This is a genomic window from Lentzea sp. NPDC004789 (assembly GCF_053601075.1).
In genome coordinates, this window is record NZ_JBSGBE010000008.1 from 141,389 (window position 1) to 161,209 (window position 19,821).

Here is a 19,821-nt window from a genome sequence, read left to right on the forward strand (position 1 = left end):
CCGACCTCACGAGGGGCGATCTGTGCACAAACGTCGTTTCATCCACGCGGCGGTCTTCGCCGTGATGGCCGCCGGTGTGGCCGTCTCACCGGCAGCCGCGCAACCACCCGCACCCGCGCCGGCCGAGGCGCCCAGCACGGTCACGCTCATCACCGGCGACAAGGTGACCGTGACCAGGAAGGACGGTTCCTGGGACGCGAAGATCCAGCCGGCCGCCCGGCTCGGGCCGGTTCGGTTCATCAAGTCGGTCAGCGCCAAGGGCGTCACGGTGATCCCGTCGGTCGCCGAGCCGCTGATCCGGGCGGGCAGACTGGATCGCAGGCTGTTCGACGTGACCGGCCTGATCGACCTCGGCTACGACGACGCCCACACGGCCGAGATCCCGCTGCTGGTCGAGTCCAAGGGCGCCAGGACGCTCGGCAAGATCACCCGTGAACTGCCGTCGGTGCGGCTCTCCGCCGTGGCCACGCCGAAGGACAAGGCCGCGGAGCTGTTCGACAGGACCGACGCGGGCAAGATCTGGCTCAACGGCAAGGTTCAGCCGTCGCTGGACGTGAGCGTGCCGCAGGTCGGCGCGCCGGCCGCCTGGCAGGCCGGGTACACCGGCGCGGGCGCGACCGTCGCGGTCCTCGACACCGGTTACGACCCGAAACACCCCGACCTGGCCGGGATCGTGAAGGGCGAGAAGGACTTCACCGGCGAAGGCATCGTCGACAAGGTCGGGCACGGCACGCACGTGGCCTCGACCGTCGCCGGCCGGGACGCCAGGTACACCGGCGTCGCCAAGGGCGCGGACCTGCTGATCGGCAAGGTCTGCAAGACCGGCGGCTGTCCGTTCGACGCGATCCTCGCGGGCATGCAGTGGGCCGCCGACAGCGGCGCCAAGGTCGTGAACATGAGCCTCGGTGGCGGGTCCGGCGACGGCGTCAGCGACCCGCTGGAGATCGCGATCAACCGGCTCTCCGCCGAGAAGGGCACCTTGTTCGTGGTCGCGGCCGGCAACGACGGCCAGAGCAGGCCGGTCGCGAGCCCGGCGTCCGCGGACGCCGCGCTGGCCGTGGCCAGCGTGAACAAGCAGGACAGGTACAGCAGGTTCTCGCAGCCCGGGCCGCGGTTCAAGGACTACGCGGTGAAACCGGACATCGCCGCGCCCGGTGAGGACATCGTGGCCGCACGGGCCGAGGGCACGCTCGCCGACCGCGTCGTCGACGAGCACCACGCGCGGCTGAGCGGCACCTCCATGGCGACGCCGCACGTGGCCGGTGCCGCGGCGATCCTGGCCGCGCAGCACCCGGACTGGACCGGCCAGCGGATCAAGGCCGCGCTGATGAGCAGCGCGACGCCGATCGACGCGACGATCTACCAGCAGGGTGCCGGCCGGCTCGACGTGGGCCGGGCGTCCAGGCAGACGATCATTCCCAGCACGGGGAGCCTGAGCCTCGGTTTCGTGCGGTGGCCGTACAGCCAGTCCGTGCTGACCAAGCAGATCACGTACACCAACACCGGCAGCGCACCGGTTTCGCTGCAGCTGAGCTTGGACGTCCCGGCGTTCCGCACGAACGTCGACCACGTCACGGTGCCCGCCAACGGCGAGGCCGCGGTGACGGTCACCTTCGACCACTCCGCCGCGCCGACCGGCGTCTACGGCGGCAGGCTCGTCGCCAGGAGCAGCGCCGGTGACACGGTGATCCAGACGCCGGTCGGCGCGTACAAGGAGCCCGAGAGCTACGACCTGACGGCGAAGCTGATCGACCAGAACGGCGCCGCGCCCGCCGACGGCCTGCTCGCGAGCGCGATGTGGGTTCCGCTGGGCACCGGCCAGGACGACTTCGACCTGATCGGCAACAACAGCACCGTGCGGCTGCCCGCGGGCCGGTACGCCGTGCTGGGCACGATCCAGACCGCGGTGCCCGGCCAGCCCCTGCCGACGAGCACCAGGGTGGCCGACCCGGAGGTCGACCTGCACAAGGACACCGTGGTCACGCTGGACGCCAGGAACAGCAAGAAGGTCAGCGTGCAGACCGACGAGAAGGAGGCCCGCCCGATCTCCTGGACGAACGGGATGGTCATCGACACCGGTGCGCGCGGCGTCGGCTACTACAGCATGTCGGACAACAACGACTACACGGCGCCGACCGCCAAGCACACCAAGGAGTTCCGGTACTTCGACCGCATGAAGCTCGAACGGCCCCAGGTCCGGCTGACCGTCGACGAGCCCGAGTCGTTCGACGTTCCCGTGGAGTGGGTGCCGGGCTCGCCGCACACGACCGACACCCGCAGACTGTCCGTTGTGGACGTTGGGCACGCCGCTCCCGGCGAGATCGCCGCGGCCGATCTCAAGGGCAAACTGGCGGTGTTCACCCTGGGCGACGGTGAGAGCCTCGAGTTCAGCCCGCGGGTGCGGGCGATCGCTGAGGCGGGCGCGAACTCCGTGCTGTTCCGCTTCTCCGGCAGCCCCGTGCGGCTGACGGAGACGCCGCCACTGCCGTTGACGGCCACGTTCAGCCCCGAGGGCGCTCGGCTGGCGAAGTTGCCGAACGCCTCCGTGACGCTGACCGGCCTGCCGGAGAGCCCGTACCGGTACGAGCTGGTGTTCCCCAGCTACGGGGACGTTCCGGCGAACGTGACCTACCGGCCGCGCAACGGCGACCTGGCCACGGTGAAGACGACCTACCGGGCCCCGGTGGACGGCCTGGGCTACGCGTCGATGTTCGCCACCGACGGCAAGTACGACCTGGAGGGCGCGCTGGAGTCGACGCCGACTCCGCTTCCCCGCGAGCGGACCGAGTACTACTCCCCCGTCACCTGGGCGAACTCCGTGAGCATGGCGGCAGGCGGTGCCGCGCAGGACTACGAGGCCGCCAAGCGGACCTTCAAGGCCGGCGAAAAGGCCACCGTGAACTGGGGCAAGGCCGTGATCGGGCCGGGTGTCACCGGGTCGGTGGGCTTCTTCTCGTCCGAGCCGCACCTGGCGTACCGCACGGGCGAGACGATCAACGCCCGCCTGCCGCTGTTCTCCGACTCGGCCGGCCACTCCGGGTTCCCCGATTCCAACGACACCGGCAACACCGTGCTCCACCTCGACGGCAAGGAGATCGCCCGCACCGGCCAGCCCGGCAGCGGACAGTTCACCGTGCCCGCGGGCGCGGCGAACTACCGGCTCACCGCCGAGGCGAGCCGGAGCAACCCGGGCTGGCCGCTGTCCACAAAGGTCAGTGCGGAATGGGGCTTCCGGTCCGGGCACACGACCGCCGCCACCCCGCTGCCGTTGCTCTCCATCGGTTTCGACCCCGAACTCGACCTGACGAACCACGCGCCCCGCAACGTGCTGTTCCCGGTACCGCTGCGCGTCGACCGGCAGCCGGGCGCACCGGGCGGCAAGGCCGAGCCGAGGCAGGTCGAGATGTCCTGCGACGACGGGCGGACCTGGCAGCGGGTGCCGGTGCTGAACGTGAACGGCACCTGGTCGGCGTTCGTCCGGAACCCGGCGTCCGGGTTCGTGTCGCTGCGCGCGAACGCTGCGGACCAGGGCGGCAACACGGTGACCGAGACGATCATCAGGGCCTACCGGGTGAGCTGACCCGCAGTCGCCGGCTGCGCGGCGGTCGCCGCGCAGCCGGCTCATAGCAACGGCTGCGAGACGCTTGGACGGTGGCCGAAGGTGGGGATCACGCCAGGGATCGGCGCGCACAGGAGCTGGGGGATCGGCTGGAACAGCTCAAGGTGACCAGTGGCCTCAGTTACGACCGCATCGGCCGCATCGGCCGCAAGGTTCACCTGAGGAAGTCCGCGGTGCACTGGTACTGCAGCACCTGCAACACGAGTTCGAGCGCGTGCGTCCCGTTCGTCACCGCGAGCGCGTGGTCCGCCCCGTGGTAGGCCGCGAACTCCGCCTCGAACGTCCTGACCCCGCTGCCACCCATGCGCCACCACTGCCCCTGCTCCAGTGCACGGATCAGGTTAGTGCGCTCCTCGTCGTCGACCCGCGGCCAGGCAGGGAACTGCGCGGCCGACCGGGAAGCTCCCGTCGTCACTGCTCCTAGGTGACATCGCGGCGTGGAAGATCGCCGCCCGCCATCGAATATATGCAGGTAGATGCCCCCTATCCCCTGTGACCACCCTCGCACGCCCTCACCTCCGAGACAGGGGCATCCGAGACAGAGGGCAGACGCCCCGTGCGTGGCGGGAAGGCATCCGCGGCGGCCTCGTCACGACTCGGGCCGGTGAATCGCTAGCCTTTCGCAGCGACCGCTCCGAGGGGATGGCGATGATCGACGCTGGTGATGTCGTGCGGCTCGGCGAAGCGCACGACGGGTGGTCGGCGCGGCTCGACGAGATCGACCCGCGTGCCCATGCGGACGCCGTGCGGGCGGGTGCGGCCGAGTTGGGCGTGTGGGCGCACGGCGGACACGTCCCGATGCAGCCGTTCGTGTTGCCCGGCCCGGCGATGACGGCGCTGCACGACATCGGCGCCGGCCTGCAGGACCTGCTGATCCGCCACGCGCTCGACGCCTGCGGCGGGGACCTCGTCGAACTCGCCGGCATCGCCGGGCTCACCGACTCCGAGCGGTGGTTCCTGCCGTCGGCCCGCCCGCTGCCGGAGGCGCTCGGTTGCCGGCGTGCGGACGTCTTCGTCGAAGCGGGACGGCCGCGGTTCCTGGAGCTGAACTTCGGCACGTGCCTCAACGGCACGACCGCGGCCCCGGTGCTCGCCTCGACGTTGCTCGGCACGGAGACCGGGCGGGCCGAGCGGCGGACGCGGAACCTGCGGACCGACTCGTTCTTCGCGGCACGGCTGCGGTGGCTGCGCGACAACGGTGCGGATGGGCACCGGGTGGCGCTGCTCGGCTTCGCCGCGTCGGGCGACGAGGGTTCGTTGCGGGCGTTCGAGGAGGAGGCCGCCTACTTCGCGACGCACGGTGTCGCCTGCGACTTCGTGCCGGTGGAGGAGGCCGAGGTGATCCGGGGCTCCCTCGTCTGGCGCGGCAAGGCCTACGGAGCGGCGATCCGGTACTTCATGGCGTCCCCGAAGGCGCTGGCCGGGTACGCCGACTTCTTCGTGGCACTCGAACAGGCCACCGGCACGATCCTGTTCGGGGCGTACGTCTCACAGTTGTTCACCAGCAAGACGTTGCTCGCGGACCTCGTGTGCGACCCGCGGCTGTCCGATGCGGAGCGCGCCCTGGTCGACCACGTCCCGTGGACCGCCCGCCTGCGGCCCGGCGCGGTCCGGCGCGGTGGGGGAACCGCCGATCCCGTCGAGTGGGCGGAGGGCAACCGCACCCGTGCGGTCGTCAAACCCGCCAACCTGTACGGCTCGCGCGGTGTCGTGCTAGGTCCGTCGGTGACCGACGACGAGTGGCTCACGGCAGTGCGTGACGCCGTCACCGAGGGCGGCTACGTCGTGCAGGAACTGGTGGTCCCCGACCCGTGGCGGACGCGCTACTGGGATTCCGTCGCCGATGCCCCGGTGGAGGTCACCTCACCTGTGCTGCTCGGACCGTTCGTCGTCGGCGGCCGGTCCGGCGGGTGCTTCGCCCAGCAGCCGATCACCGGCACCGCGGAAGACCTGCTGCGCCCCGGAAACGGCCTGTCGTTCGGGGTCGCGGTGTCCGCAGGGTGACCGGACGCGGATCTCGGCCCGCTCGGGACCTTCGTCTCTCAGCACGCGATCCGCGCCACCCGCATGCCGGGCACCGTGCGCACCAGCACCTCGACCACCTTGCGCTCGGCCCCGGTCGCCGGCGTCATGCCGGCCGGCAACAGGTCGGCACCGGACACGATCCCCACCAGCCCGCCCTCGTCGTCCACCACGGGCAGGGCCGAGAACCCGTGATCACCCAGCAGCGCACTCGCCGCGCGGACCGTCGTGGCCGGATTGACCACGACCGCCGGGCTGGTCATCACATCCGCAGCGTTCACACCGCTGAGCCTCGGTCGTCGGCGCCCGCTCGGGCAGTGCGGTTGGCCATCAGGTCGCGGTGACGCAGGTCCCGGCGCCACCGATCCCTCGCGCGGAAACGGTATTGCGCCCACCAAGGTGAGGACCTTCGTCCCTGCGCCCGCCACCGCCGTCGTCGCACCGTTGAGACATGAGCACCAAGCTGACGACCGGCACCTGGACGACCTGGTTCACCCTGGTGACGGCCGGCGAGTTCGCCGGTTTCCTGGCCCCCGCCGTCACCGGCGCGCTGACGTCGTCCGCGCCGCGGCTCGTTCTCGCGGGCGTCATCGAGGGCGCGGTGCTCGGTGCGGCGCAGTGGCTCGTCCTGCGCCGCAGCATCCCGGGGCTCAAGCCCTGGCACTGGATCGGCGTGACGGCCTTGGCCGCGGGGTTCGCCTGGGCCGTCGCGATGCTCACCGTCCACTACGGCGAACCACTTCGCACCTTGCCGCTCGCGGTGCTGCTCCCGCTCGCGGCCGTGGCCGGTCTGGCGGTCCTGCTGTCCACGGGCATCGGGCAGTGGCTGGTGCTCCGCCACCACGTCGACGATGCGTCCACGTGGGTGTGGGCCAACGCGGTGGCCTGGTGCGGTGGCCTGATCGTGTTCACCGTCTTCACCACTCCCCTGTGGCAACCCGGCCAGCCGACCGCGCTCGTCGTCCTCATCGGAGCCGTCGGTGGCCTGCTCATGGCCGCCACGATGGCCGCGATCACCGGTTCCGCTCTCGTCCGGCTCCTGCGCGGGCATTGACGTGACCCCCGGCGCACTCGTTCGACGACAAGGAGCCGCGTTGATCGACCGGACGACTTCCGACGACGTGATGTCGCTGGACTCAGGCATGCAGGTCGGCGCGGTGATCGTGCTCGAACGGAACCCCGGCGACGTCGAATCCCTGCTCGCCGACCGCATTCGCACCGTTCCGCGGCTGCGCCGCCGGTTGGTCAGGACGCCCTTCGGCTGCGGCCGTCCCGTCTGGGTCGACGACGCCGAGTTCGACCTCACCGAGCACGTGCACCGGGTGGCCTGTCCTGCTCCTGGCGACGAGGCAGCGCTGCTGGACCTGGCCTCCACCCTGGTGACTCGTCCGCTGCCGCTCTCGTCACCGCTCTGGTCCGCGACGCTGGTCACCGGGCTGGAGTCGAACAGGGCGGCGCTGATCGTGGTGTTCCACCACGTGTTGTCCGACGGCATCGGCGGCCTCGCCGTGCTGGCCAACCTGGTCGACGGCGCGGCGCACACCGAGACCGAGCCGTTTCCCGCTCCCCCGCCGACTCGCCGTGAACTGGCCGGGGACGCCTGGCTGAGGCTGCCACGGCACCTCTCGTTCCCCAGGCCGCGGTGGCCGTCACTCGGTGCCCGCTGCTCCCTGAACCGACCCACCGGCCCGCGGCGGCGGCAGACCGCGGCACGAACCAGCGTCTCCCGGCTGCGCACCGCCGCGCATCGCTGCGGAGGCACGGTCAACGACGCCTTGCTCACCGCCGTCCTGGGCGCGTTGGGCACCGTGCTGGCCAGACGCGGTGACCACGTCGAGGAGCTGATCGTCTCGATCCCCGTGTCGACGCGCCGCTCGACCACGGCCGCCAACCTCGGCAACAGCACCGGCGTCCTGCCCGTCGCGCTGCCGATCGGGGGTGATCGCCGGTCACGACTGACCCGGATCGCCGCCATCACCAAGTCCCGCAAGAGATCGGCCACATCGGCCACGCCGATCTTCCGCGCGTTGAAGGTGTTCGGGGTGGCGGACTGGTTCATGAACCACCAGCGCATGGTGCACACCGTCGTCACCAACGTGCACGGCCCCGATCACCCCATGCGCCTGGGCGGCGCGGCGGTCGTCGGCCTCATCCCGTTGTCCGCCACCACCGGCAACGTCACCGTGGCCTTCGCGGCCCTGTCCTACGCCGACACGCTCACCGTCACGGTGGTCGCCGACCCCGATCACGTACCCGACCTGCCCGAGCTGACCCAGGCCCTGCAGGAGGAGCTCGACCTGCTCGGAGCTCACAGCAGACGCATTCCGACTGAATCAAAGCCCTATTAAGTGGCGCTACTCACATTCGCCCCTTGGCAAGGAGGAATCGTTAACACAAAGCCGCCCCTTAATCGAACTGCAAAATGTGAATTCGACTGCGCCGAGGCCGACAAGCCTCACTTCGGGCAATTGACAGGTGTTTGCGCGGCGATAACCTGATCCATCCAGGACGGTCGGCGAACGATCAGGTGGGGACCAGTCGTCGCCGGACAGCACACTCGGGGGGCCGGTGGAGTTCAGGCTGTTGGGTTCGATCGAGGCTGAGGCGTCGGGCCGGTCGATTCCGCTGGGACCACCGCGGCAGCGAGGCATTCTCGCGGTGCTCGCGGCCGACGCCGGGCGGCTCGTGCTGATGGACACCCTCGTCGACCGGGTCTGGGGCGACGCGCCGCCGGCCCAGGTGCGCGACTCGCTGTACACCTACGTCGCCCGGCTGCGGCGCGTCCTCGCCGGCTCCGGCGGTTCGGCCGTCCTGGTCCGCCGCACGCGCGGGTACGTGCTCGACGTCGCACCGGAAACCGTTGACCTGCACCGGTTCCGGGACCTGGTGGGCCGGGCGCGCCAGCCTCACCTGGACGTGCACCAGCGGATCGAGCTGCTGCGGTCCGCACTGGCGCAGTGGGGTGGCACCCCGCTCGCGGCGATGTCGGGCGAGTGGGCCGACGCGGTCCGGCAGGCGTGGCAGGGGCAGCGCATCGACGCGGCCGTGGAGTGGGCCGAGGCCGAGCTCTCGGTCTCCGGCCCGACCGCGGTGATCGACACGCTGACCGGGATGCTCATCCAGCACCCGCTGCACGAACCGCTGGCCGGCGCGTTGATGAGGGCGATGCACGCGGCGGGTCGCACCGGCGAGGCCTTCGACATCTACGCGAGGCTCCGCGCCGAGCTCGCCGAGCAGCTGGGCGTCGATCCGTCGGCGCGGCTGCAGCAGGCGCACGGGGAGCTGCTGCGGGCGGAGGTGGGCCTGCCCACCGCCGTGAGAGTCGTGCCGACGCAGTTGCCCGCCGACGTGGACCCGTTCCTCGGCAGGGACTCCGAGCTGTCGCAGTTGCGCGACCGGCTCGCCGAGGTGCGCGCCGGCGCGCCCGGCCCGGTCGTCTCGGTGGTCACCGGCGCCGCCGGTACCGGCAAGACGACCCTGGCCGTCCACTTCGGACACCAGACGCGCGACCGGTTCCCCGACGGGCAGCTGTACGTCGACCTGCGTGGTCGCGACCCCGGGTCGTCGGTGAGCACCGGTGACGCGCTCGGGTCGATCCTGCGGGCGCTGGGCGTGACCAGCCGCGGTATCCCGTCCAATTTGGACGAACGGGCCGGCCTCTACCGCACCCTGCTCGGCCGGCGCCGCGCGCTCGTCGTGCTGGACGACGCGTCGTCGGTGGAGCAGGTCCGCCCGCTGCTGCCGGGCACCGCGTCCTGCCTGGTGCTGGTGACCAGCCGGGACGACCTGCCCGGTCTGGAGGGCCGCCGCGTCGAACTCGGCCCGCTGCCCGCGTCCCGGCAGGAGGAGCCCGACCCCGCCGGGCTCGCCGACCCGCCGCTGTACGAGCGGGGCGAGCAGCTGGCGGCGTTGCGCAGGCTGGCCGCGGCGGCCGCGGCCGGTCGGGGCTCGACGGCGCTGATCCGCGGCACGGCCGGATCTGGCAAGACGGCACTGCTCGACGCCTGGGCCGGCACGCTGCCGGTCGGGCGGATGCGGGTGGTGCGGGCGACGGCGGGAGCGGCGGAGCAGGGCTGCGCGTTCGCGGTCGCCCGGCAGCTGTTGGAGCCCCTCGCCGGAGCGGCGGAGGTGGCGCGAGCGACGACGACAGCCGGCACCGAGCCCTCGCACGAGACGATGCACGACCTGCACCGGCTTGTGGTGAGGGCGTGCGAGGACGGGCCGCTGGCGCTGGTCGTCGACGACGCGCAGTGGGCCGACGCCCTGTCGTCGCAGTGGCTCGACCACCTGGCGAGGAGGATCGGCGGCCTGCCGGTCCTGGCGGTGGTCGCCACGCGAGCGGACGGCGTTGCGGCGGAGCGGCCCCTCGGCCACGTCATTTCGTTGCCCAGGCTCTCGCCCGCCGCGATGACCAGCTGGGTGCGCCGGGAACGGCCCGGCGCGGACGCGGAGTTCTGCGGGGCGTGCGCCGCCGCCGCAGAGGGAAACCCGGCGTTGCTGGCCGAGCTCCTGCAGGCGCTGTGCGAACACGGCGTCGACCCGGTGGCCGGCCAGGTACCGCTGGTGGCGGAGTTCGCGGACCGGCTGCGGGCCCTCGCCGCCGTCCGCCGGCTGTCCACGCAGGACGAAGCCACCCGCCGCCTCGCGCGGGCGCTGGCGGTGCTGGGCGACGACGCCGACTGGCCGCTGGCGGCCGCGCTGAGCGGGCTGGGCGACGCCGAAAGCCGGGACCACGCCGACCGGCTGGCGCGGATCGGTGTGCTCGCACCCAGTGGCGCGGCGCGGTTGCGTCATCCGTCGATCGGCGCCGCGCTCGCCGAAACCGACATGGCCCCGGCCGAGCTGGCCGCCTGGCACGCCCGTGCGGCGGAACTGCTGTACGCCGAAAGCGCGCCACCTGAGCAGGTGGCGGCACATCTCCTCCTCTCCGACCCCGGCCCCGGCCACTGGCGGGTCGAGGTCCTGCGCGAGGCCGCGCAGGTGGCCCGCGGCCGGGGACTCCCCGGAACTGGCGCGTCCTACCTACGGCGTGCTCTGCGGGAACCGGCCTCGGCCAAGCAGCGCGACGACCTGATCCTGGAGCTGAGCGCGGACGAGCTGCTGTCCGACCCGGACACGGCGGCACGGCGGCTGGCGCTGGCCCTGCGAGGACCGGCGGACCCACTGGCACTGGGCCGGACCGCGAGCCTGCTCGCGGACGCCCTGCTCGCGGCCCGACGGCACGAGCAGGCGCTGGACACGCTCGAACACGCGGTGGCCGACCTGGCCCCGCTGGCGGGCACCGACGGGCTCGTCCGGGAGCTGTGGTGGCGACTGCAGGCGCAGCTCGTGCACATCGGCTACGAACGACCGGCGACCATTCCCGCGGCCCGGGTCTGGGTCGACCGGCTGCGTGCCCTGCGCATCGCGGGCGACACCCCCGGCGAGCGAACCGCGCTGCTGGCGCTGGCGAAGCCCGCGATGTTCGGCGAGGGTGACGCCACGTCGGTGAACGACCTGCTCGACCGCGGGCTGCGCGGCGAGCTGGCCGCGGACGTGCGGGCCATCCCCGCACTGGCCATCGCCGGTATCGGGTACATGCTCACCGACCGGCTCGACGACGCGGCTCTGCGGTACGGCCAGCTGCGCGACCTGGCCGGGCGCTGGGGCGCGACCGGGGCGTCCGCGCTGGCACTGGCGGGGCTCGCCCACGAGACCTGGCGGAGGGGCGAGCGGATCGCCCTCACCCAGCAGTTCGACGACGCGCTGTGCGCCGACCTGAGGGCTCGGCTGTCACTGGTGACCGTCGCGACCGAATCGCTGATCGAGCTCGGTGATCCGGACGCGGCCGCCGAGGTCCTCGCCCGGTACGCCACGGGGCCCGCCGACGACTCGGTGCACTGGGCACCGGTGTTGATCAGCGCGAGCCGGGTGCAGGTGGAACGAGGAGACCCCGGTGGCGCACTGGCACTCCTGCTGACGTACGGCCGGTACGAACACCATTCCGGGCTCGGCACCCCGGCCACGAGCCCGTGGCGGTTCCGGGCCGCGCGGATCAGCGCCGACCTCGGACAGCGGGAACAGGCACGACGGCTCGCCACCGAAGGGCTGGAGGCGGCGTACCGGTGGGGCACCGCCACCGTGATCGGCGCGGGTCTGCGCTGTCTCGGCGCCGTCACCGGCGGGGCCGAGGGACGCGCGCTGCTGGCCGAGGCGGTGACGGTGCTGAAATCCGCGCCCTCACGGCTGGAACTGGCCTGGGCCACCTACGAATGGGGGCTCGCGACCCGGCGGGCGGGCGAGCACGGCACCGGCCTGCAGATCCTCGACGACGCCCGGAAACTGGCCGAGGGCAGCGGCGCCCTGCTGCTGGCGGGACGGGTGCGCGCCGAGCTCACGGCCGCGGGGGTGACCACGCGCCACCTTCCCGCCTAGTCCGTTTGCCTTGTGCGACAGCGGTTTGTCCTGTTCCAGTTCGTTCGACGACGTACCGGTCGATCAAGCTCAGTCGTTTCCCGCAGGCCTTTCCCGGTGCACTTGTTCTCACTTCGCAGGGGGACATCGACGGTAGAGGTGGAACGTCATGGTCTTCACGAGACCTGTGGTGCCGTTCGAACGGTGGTACTTGGGATTTCCGCGTTCGTTCGCGCCGATGATGAGTTTCTGCGTCGAGGGCGCCGGCGCGGTCGATCTCCCAGCTCTGCGGACGGCGGTCGCCGCCGCGTCGTCCGCGTGCCCCGGCGCCCGGTTGCGCCGGCGTGGTGAGTCCTGGGTGGACAGTGGGGTGACGCCTCCGGTCCGGGTCGTCTCCGACATCTCGCTGAAGCTGCGGCTGCCGCGCGGGCACCACTGCGACGTGCTGCTGGCCGGCGGGACCACCGTGGTGTTCCGCGCCTCCCACGCCGTCATGGACGCGCGTGGCCTCAAGATGTGGGCCACCGAGGTGTTCCGGGCGTTGCGCGGCGACGAACTCGTCGGTGCCGCTTCGGTTTCGACCGCGCTGGACATCGACGAGCCGCTGCTGCGGCAGGCCGACGCGTCCGGCCAGGAGTTCGGCCTTCAGCCCGTGGTGCCCATGGGTTCCGGCCCCGTCACGTGGCACCGCAGGACGATCGACGGCACGCAGCCCGCCGTCGTCGCCAAGGTGGCGTCCGAGATCGCGCGCCTGTCCGGCCTGCCGGTGACGCCGATCAGCATCCCGGTGGACCTGCGCGCGTTCCACCCCGGGCTGGACTCGACCTCCAACCTCGCTCTCACGGTGTCGCTGGACGTTCCCGCCGGCCAGTCGTGGGAAGCCACCCACCAGCAGTTGCTGACGGTTCTCGCCGAACGCAAGGGCAAGGTGCACGCGCCGGGCGAGGACATCCTGCGCGCGCCGCTTCCTCTCCTGCGCATGATGGTCCGCTCGTACCACCGCCGTGCGCGCCGCGAGGGTACGTTCTCCCGCGTCGCCGCGATCAACAACCTCGGCCGCGTCGACCCGGAGGCGTTCAGCACCAACGGGTTCGCCGCCACCGGCGTGTTCCTGCTGGCGCCGCCGGAGCCGGGCGGACCGCCCACCGTCAACATCGTCGAGTTCGGCGGCCGCACCGAGCTGACCATCGCCTGGTGGTCGGACGAGGGTGTGGCGACGCTCCTCGACACGCTCGCGTCGTCGTTGGCGCTGCCCCCGCACGTGCTGGACGGCGGCCCCGCCACCGGCACCGTGAGCGTGGTGGAGCAGTTCGCCGCGCAGGTGCGGGCCGCACCGGCCGCGGTCGCGATCAGCGGGCCGGGCGGATCACTCACCTACGCCGAGCTGGACCGGCGTGCGCGCGGCGTGGCGATGGCGTTGCGAGAACGCGGTGCGGGGCCCGGTTCCGTGGTGGGACTCCTGTCCGACCGCACGGCCGACGCGATCGTGGCGGCGTGGGGCGTGCTGCTGGCGGGCGCCGCCTACCTGCCGATGGACGCCAAACATCCGGACAGCAGGCTGCAGTCGCTGCTCTCGGACGCCGGGTCACCGGTGTGCCTGGTGCAGCGCGCGCACTCCGCGCGGGCGTGCCTGCCCGACGGCTGCGCGGGCGTGGTGCTGGAGGACCTCGCCGCGTCGGCGTCCGATGCCGTCTTCGACCTGCCGTCGTTCGACGATCTCGCCTACGTCGTCTACACGTCGGGCTCGACCGGCAAGCCCAAGGGCGTGGAGATCTCCCACGGTGCCCTGAGCAACTACGCGAGCTGGGCCTGCCGCGAACACGGGGTCACCGCGTCGACCAGGCTGCCGCTGCTGTGCTCGTTGTCGTTCGACGTCGCCGAGATCACCCTGATCCTGCCGCTGCTGGCCGGCGGCACCATCCTGCTGATGGGCGACGAGCTCAACCACGTTGCGCTGCAAGAGGTCTTCGACGCCGGAGCCACCGCGCTGGCGCTCACGCCCTCACACCTCGACCTGATCACCAGGCTGGAGCTCAACCCGCGTTCGGTCGGCACGCTGATGGTGATCGGCGAACAGTTCACCCGTGCCGTGGCCGTCCGGGCCCGGGAGATGTTCGGGCCGGAGTGCCGGATCATCAACCTGTACGGGCCCGCCGAGGCCACCATCGGGGTGTCCCACCACTTCTACGCCGACGACCCCGGCGCGTCGGTGCCGATCGGCGTCCCGCTCGACGGGGTCACGTTCCACGTGCTCTCCGCGGACCGCGCGTACGTCCCCGTGGGAGAGAGCGGCGAGCTGTACATCGGAGGAGTGCAGCTGGCGCGAGGTTATCGCGGGCGGCCGGACCTGACGCGGCAGCGGTTCGTGCACCTGGCCTCGGGAGAGCGGGTCTACCGCACCGGTGACATCGTGCGGCAACTGCCGTCCGGGGCCCTGGAGTACCTCGGTCGCATCGACGACCAGGTGAAGGTGCACGGCCACCGCATCGAGCCCGCCGAGATCGCTCTCACGCTCGAGTCGCACCCGTCCGTCAGCACCGCGGTCGTGGTGGCCCGATCGCGGCCGGGGCAGCGCGACAAGGTGCTGGTCGGCTATGTGATCGGGACCGCCTCCGCGGACGAGCTCACGTCGTTCCTCGGCGAGCGCCTCCCCACCTACATGGTGCCGTCGGTGATCATGCAGGTCCCCGACATCCCCCACTCGGTCAACGGCAAGGTCGCCGTGTCGGCCCTGCCCGACCCCTTCTCCTCCGGCGGTCCGGCCGTCGCCGCGGGACCGCTGGACGACGACCAGGCCGCGGTGGCCCGGATCTTCGCCTCCGTGCTCGGGGTGGACACCGAGGCCGTCTCGGGGACCAGCGACTTCCACGTGCTCGGCGGCGACTCGGTGTCGTTGATCGCGATGGTCGCCGTGGTGGCCCGCGAGCTGGTCGGGCCGGTGGGCGAGAAGGCGTTCACGCTCAGGATGCCCGACGTGATCAGGCGACCGACCGTGGAGCGGGTGGCCGAGCTGGTGGCGGAGTCCCGGCCGGTGTGACGGAGCGACGCCGGCAGGTGAGGGCCGAAGGGCACGGCCGTCCCCACCTCCGGCGAACCGCTCACTCCTTTGTGGACACCGATTCAGCTCGTGCGCGAGGTCCACTGCTGGTTGGTCTGACCGTTGCAGCTCCACAGGATCAGCTTCGTGCCGTTCGCGGTCCCTCGGCCGTTCGCGTCCAGGCAGAGGTTCGACGACACGTTCGTGATCGTGCTGTCCGCGTTGACGTTCCACTGCTGACTGGTCCGGCCGTCGCAGTCCCAGACGACCACCGCTGTTCCGCTGGTGGTGCCCCCGTTGGCCGCGTCGAGGCACTTGCCGCCGACACCGGTCAGCTGCTTGCCCGCGGTACGGGTCCAGAACTGGTTCGCCTGACCGTTGCAGTCCCACAGCTGCACCTGGGTGCCGTTGGTGGTGCTGCTGTTCGGCACGTCGACGCAACGGCTGGACTGCGTGCCCACGATCTGCCCGCCCGCGGGGGTGCCGTCGGTACCGGTGAGCGTGAGCAGGACGGCCTCGCCCGACGGCACCGAGGTGGTGTAGCCGGAGGCGAAGCTGCCGCGGTCGGCCGCGGCCCACACGTCGCGCACGGCGACCGAACCGGTCAGGCCCACCGACGACCACCGGACCGTGATCGACGCGGCCGAGCCGGTGCGGTTGAGCAGCACGACGGCCCGGCGACCGTTGCCGGACAACACCTTCTGGTAGACCTGCAGGCCGGAGGAGTCCTCGGCGACCTTCGTGCCCTGCCGCCCCAGCGGGTCCTGGTCGACCGCGATCATCTCCCGGTTGGTCAGCACGGCACGGGTGCCGGCGGTCATCTCGCTGAGCTTGTTGCCCGCCAGCAGTGGCGCGCCCGAGATCGCCCACAGGCTCAGGTGGGTGCGGTTCTGCGCGTCGGAGAACCCGGGCAGACCGGCCACGAGCATGTCGGGATCGTTGTAGTGGCCTGGACTCTGGGCGTTCGGGTGCTGCGCGGAGTCGAAGTTCGCGAGCACCCGCGACATCGCCGGCCGCTCGCCCCAGTAGATGATGTCGTTGCTGGTCCGCCACAGGTTGGAGATGCCAGGCGCCCAGTTCCACGGCTGCTGGCCGCCCCACTCGCAGACGGAGAACACCATCGGACGCCCGGTCTGGGCCGTGGCACGCGCGATGGCGTCGCTGATCGCGGTGTAGGTGCTGGCGGCGTTGAGCCCCTCCTTGGAACCGCCGCACCAGTCGACCTTCACGTAGTCGAAGCCCCAGCGGGAGAACTGGAGGAAGTCCTGGTCGTAGTGACCTTCACTGCCGGTGTTGGGATAGGCGGGGTGACCGGTCGGGTAGTAGTAGCCGCAACCGTTGCGGCCGGCGTCGGTGTAGATGCCCGCCTTCAGGCCCTTGCCGTGGATGTAGTCGACGATGGCGGACATCCCGCCCGGCCACTGCGCGGTGTCGACGGTGATGGCGCCCGAGGAGTCACGGGCGCCCTTCCACCAGCCCTCGTCGATGTTGACGTACTCGTAGCCCGCGTCCTTCATGCCCGAGGCCACGAGGGCGTCGGTCTGCTGCCGGATGACGGACTGGTCGATCGCCCCGGCGAAACCGTTCCACGAGTTCCAGCCCATCGGTGGCTTCGTGATCGGTGCCGCGCCGGAGGCGGCGAGAGCCGTGTGCACTGGCACGACAGCGGTGCCGGCGGCCACCAGGAGCATCGCGCAGATGAGTGAGCGCAATCGCCTTGTCCACATGGAAAACCCCATCATCGTCGATGGCGAGCAAACCCGCGGCGGCGAATGTGAACGCTAACACGCCTGTGACGTGGAGCACAACGAACGGTGTGAGGTCAGCTTGGATTTCCGTTGTTAGCGCAAACAGTTGCAGCGCACGGCATCGGGTGATCAGCCCGCCATCGGCGAGTGCGTCTCCGGCCGCACGCGCAGCGGCAGGAGGTTGTCCATGGCGGTCGCGTGCAGCGTGCGCGCGACCGTCGCACTGGCCACCACGCTGATCGGCACTCCCCGGTCGAGTCCGAGCTCGCGGATCCTGGCGAGCGCGGTGATGCCGGACGAACCGAAGAACACGACCTCCGACAGATCGACCACGACCTCTTCCGCGCCCGAATCCACCGCCATCGCGCAGCGCCTTTCGAGCTCGTCGCTGTTCGACATGTCCACCGCGGGGCCCGTCCTGACCTCGACGACGCCCCGCGCCGGGCGGTCCGCCGCGCCGAGGTCGAGCAGGTTCAGCAGTGCCCCCGCTCCGCCGTCGCGGAACGCGCGCCTCTGCCGGTCCGCCCCACAGCCGTGCCGGTCCAGCAGCCGCACACCTCGTTGCACCACCGGCAGATCGCCGTTGGCCGCGAGCACCGGCTCCAGCTCACCCAGCAGCCGGCCGAGTTGCTGCCGCAGCGGCAGCAGCCGCCCGGACAGCACGTCCAGAGCGTGCCCGCCGAGGCCGTCCCTGGCCGCTCGCCAGCACGCCTGGCGAAGGATCTCGACGGGAACCGGCACGGCGTCCTCACCACGTTCCACCGCGGCCACGGCCTTGGTGACCAGAGCGCGCACGAGGGCCGCCAGCAGCACCGCGTCGTCGACGCTCGCGGCGACGTCGGCGACGCGCACCTCCACCGTCGGCCAGTGCGCGGAAGGCCGGACGTCCCAGTAGATCATCGCCGGGTCCAGGGCGGTCCCTGCGTCACGCAACGCGGCGTACACGTCCTGATAGTGCTGCCACGACGTGAAGTACGGCGGCGGACCGGACACCGGCCAGCGCGACCACACGATCGAACGCCAGCTCGCGAAACCGGTGTCCACGCCGCGGGAGAACGGCGAGTTGGCGGTGATCGCGCCCAGCACGGGCAGCCACGGCCGCAGGTGGTTGCACACCTGCACCGCGGTCTCCCGGTCGGGCACGGCGACGTGCACGTGGCATCCGCAGATCAGCTGCTGCACCGCCAGTGCCCCGAACTCGCGGGCCATTCGCCGGTACCGCAGATCGTCCGTGATCTCGCCGGTCGCGTCGCCCAACGGCGGCGCACCGACGGCGATCGCCCGGCAGCCCGCCTCGCGAGCGGCTCGCGCGACCGTCCGCCGCAGGCCGAGCAGCTCACGCCGCACCTGCTCGGCGTCCCCGCAGACCGAGGTCTTGGTTTCGACCTGCGTGCCCGTGAGCTCGTGGTCCAGTTCGAGCCCGAAGCCGTCACGTGCGACCGCGACGACCTCGGCCGCGCGGTTGACCGCGACCCCGGTCACCGGGTCCGCCAGGAAGAACTCCTCCTCAACGCCGACAGTCCGTGCCACGTCTCACCGCCTTCAGCGACCGCCACCCGAAGTGGCGCCGGCGCACTGCTTCACCGGTGGATGTCCCGGCCGAATACCCGCGCTCACCAGCACGAAAACGCGCCGGCCGCGACCGTCCGCTTCGGACTGTGTTTCCAGCAGGCCCGGTACGGGTACTCGCGACATCCACAGCCGCGACCGGTGACTCCGAGTTGAGCAAGCAGCTCGCAACGTGCTTGGCGAACCTTCCTCAGCTGGAGTGATCTTGAAGATTGCGATGGTGTCCGCCCGTGCGAGTTCTCTCGACGAAGCACGGGATCAACACGTCGCCGGGCTCTCCTCGGCCTTGAGCCGGGACGGGCACGACGTGACGGTGTACCTCCGCGCCGACGCCCCGGACGTGGCCGGCCGCGAGCGCACTGATAGCGGCTACGAAGTGGTTCACGTACCCGCCGGGCCGACGACTCCTCTCGCGGACTCGTCGCGCCACTCCGGTGAGCTCATCTCGTTCCTGTCGGAGGAATGGGCGGCCTCCCCGCCGGACGTGGTGCACGGGCACGGGTGGATGTCCGGCATGGTCAGCGTGCTCGGCGGGCGGCGGATCCCCGTCCCGGTGGTGCAGACGTTCCACTCGCTGGCGGCGGTCGAGCGGCGGCACCGCGTGAGCGACACCGGACCGGAAGAGCGCGCCCGGATCGAGGTGCTGGTCGGGAAGGAGGCCGCGCACGTCGCGGCGGCCGGCTCCGATGAGATGGCCGAGCTCATCAGGGCGGGAGTGGACCGGACGAAGATCTCCGTCGTCGGCACCGGCGTCGACGTCGACCGGTTCACCCCCGAGGGGCCGCAGGCGGGACGCAACCAGCTCTTCCGCGTGGTCACCACGGCACCGTTGCCGCCGTACCGGGAGATCGAGGCCGTCATCACGGCGTTCTCGGGTCTCGACGACGCCGAGCTGGTGATCGCCGGCCGTCCCGGGAGCGGACGACTGCACGATCCCGAGATCGCGAAGCTGCGGGACCACGCCGAGCGCCTCGGTGTCGCGGACAGGATCGCGTTCGTCGGCGCGGTGGCCCACTCGGCGATGCCCGATCTGGTGCGATCGGCCGATGCCGTCGTCTGCGCCCCGTCGTACGAACCGTCCGGGGCGGTCGCGCTCCAGGCGATGGCGTGCGGTGTGCCGGTCGTCGCGACCGTCGTCGGCGCACTGGCCGACGTCGTCGTCAACGGCGTGACAGGCCTGCTCGTGCCGCCGGGGAAACCGGCGAGGCTGTCACGGGCACTGCGCTCGCTGCTGCCGGACGACACGCTGCGCAGCGAGTTCGCGATGGCGGCGCGGGACCGCGTCACCGCGAGGTACTCCTGGAGCCGCGTCGCCGAAGACGTCCTGCGGGTCTACCTGCGGGCCGGTGCGGATCCGTCCGGACGGTCCGACGCCGGCCGGTGCCGGGTGGACTCCGCGGGGTAGTCCCGATCCCGGCGTGCTCACGTTCGGT

Annotated in this window: 10 protein-coding genes and 1 pseudogene; 7 read left to right on the forward strand and 4 right to left on the reverse strand. The window is 71.6% G+C overall.

What is annotated here, in order from left to right; translation table 11 throughout:
• Window positions 1-22 precede the first annotated feature (22 nt).
• Complete coding sequence (locus tag ACWEIJ_RS20420) at window positions 23-3,580, forward strand: S8 family serine peptidase (protein WP_449838752.1); 3,558 nt, start codon at window positions 23-25, stop codon at window positions 3,578-3,580.
• 226 nt (window positions 3,581-3,806) lie between these two features.
• Here the strand turns inward: ACWEIJ_RS20420 and ACWEIJ_RS20425 are convergent.
• Window positions 3,807-4,034, reverse strand: a pseudogene (locus ACWEIJ_RS20425) (DegT/DnrJ/EryC1/StrS family aminotransferase); the annotation flags it as partial.
• 233 nt (window positions 4,035-4,267) lie between these two features.
• Between ACWEIJ_RS20425 and ACWEIJ_RS20430 the strand changes: the two are divergent.
• Window positions 4,268-5,623, forward strand: coding sequence for a hypothetical protein (locus ACWEIJ_RS20430; protein ID WP_449838753.1), 1,356 nt, complete (start codon window positions 4,268-4,270; stop codon window positions 5,621-5,623).
• Between the two features lie 38 nt (window positions 5,624-5,661).
• Here the strand turns inward: ACWEIJ_RS20430 and ACWEIJ_RS20435 are convergent, their stop codons facing one another.
• On the reverse strand, window positions 5,662-5,922 hold the full coding sequence (locus tag ACWEIJ_RS20435; protein WP_449838754.1) for a CBS domain-containing protein: 261 nt from the start codon (window positions 5,920-5,922) through the stop codon (window positions 5,662-5,664).
• A 170-nt stretch (window positions 5,923-6,092) separates the two neighbouring features.
• Here ACWEIJ_RS20435 and ACWEIJ_RS20440 point away from each other — a divergent pair, with 170 nt between their 5' ends.
• The 4 genes from ACWEIJ_RS20440 (at window position 6,093) to ACWEIJ_RS20455 (ending at window position 15,071) form a co-directional block, all read left to right on the forward strand.
• On the forward strand, window positions 6,093-6,695 hold the full coding sequence (locus ACWEIJ_RS20440; protein WP_449838755.1) for a hypothetical protein: 603 nt from the start codon (window positions 6,093-6,095) through the stop codon (window positions 6,693-6,695).
• A gap of 40 nt (window positions 6,696-6,735) precedes the next feature.
• Window positions 6,736-7,989: a wax ester/triacylglycerol synthase domain-containing protein gene (locus ACWEIJ_RS20445; protein ID WP_449838756.1), complete on the forward strand. Its 1,254-nt coding sequence runs from the start codon at window positions 6,736-6,738 to the stop codon at window positions 7,987-7,989.
• Between the two features lie 220 nt (window positions 7,990-8,209).
• Entirely contained in the window at window positions 8,210-12,055 is a 3,846-nt protein-coding gene (locus ACWEIJ_RS20450; protein ID WP_449838757.1) for a BTAD domain-containing putative transcriptional regulator, read from the forward strand.
• Between the two features lie 217 nt (window positions 12,056-12,272).
• Window positions 12,273-15,071, forward strand: coding sequence for a non-ribosomal peptide synthetase (locus ACWEIJ_RS20455; protein WP_449838758.1), 2,799 nt, complete (start codon window positions 12,273-12,275; stop codon window positions 15,069-15,071).
• An 83-nt stretch (window positions 15,072-15,154) separates the two neighbouring features.
• On the opposite strand, the gene ACWEIJ_RS20460 is transcribed toward ACWEIJ_RS20455, so the two are convergent.
• Window positions 15,155-16,783, reverse strand: coding sequence for a glycoside hydrolase family 27 protein (locus ACWEIJ_RS20460; RefSeq protein WP_449838759.1), 1,629 nt, complete (start codon window positions 16,781-16,783; stop codon window positions 15,155-15,157).
• A 165-nt stretch (window positions 16,784-16,948) separates the two neighbouring features.
• Window positions 16,949-18,349 (reverse strand): glutamate--cysteine ligase, encoded by a 1,401-nt coding sequence (locus tag ACWEIJ_RS20465; protein WP_449838760.1) that lies wholly within the window; start codon window positions 18,347-18,349, stop codon window positions 16,949-16,951.
• Between the two features lie 244 nt (window positions 18,350-18,593).
• Between ACWEIJ_RS20465 and ACWEIJ_RS20470 the strand changes: the two genes are divergently transcribed.
• On the forward strand, window positions 18,594-19,793 hold the full coding sequence (locus tag ACWEIJ_RS20470) for a glycosyltransferase (protein WP_449838761.1): 1,200 nt from the start codon (window positions 18,594-18,596) through the stop codon (window positions 19,791-19,793).
• Window positions 19,794-19,821 lie beyond the last annotated feature (28 nt).

Coding starts and splice junctions, on each gene's coding strand:
- ACWEIJ_RS20430 (WP_449838753.1), top strand. CDS start 4,268: ATGATCGACGCTGGTGATGTCGTGCGGCTCGGCGAAGCGCACGACGGG.
- ACWEIJ_RS20440 (WP_449838755.1), top strand. CDS start 6,093: ATGAGCACCAAGCTGACGACCGGCACCTGGACGACCTGGTTCACCCTG.
- ACWEIJ_RS20455 (WP_449838758.1), top strand. CDS start 12,273: ATGATGAGTTTCTGCGTCGAGGGCGCCGGCGCGGTCGATCTCCCAGCT.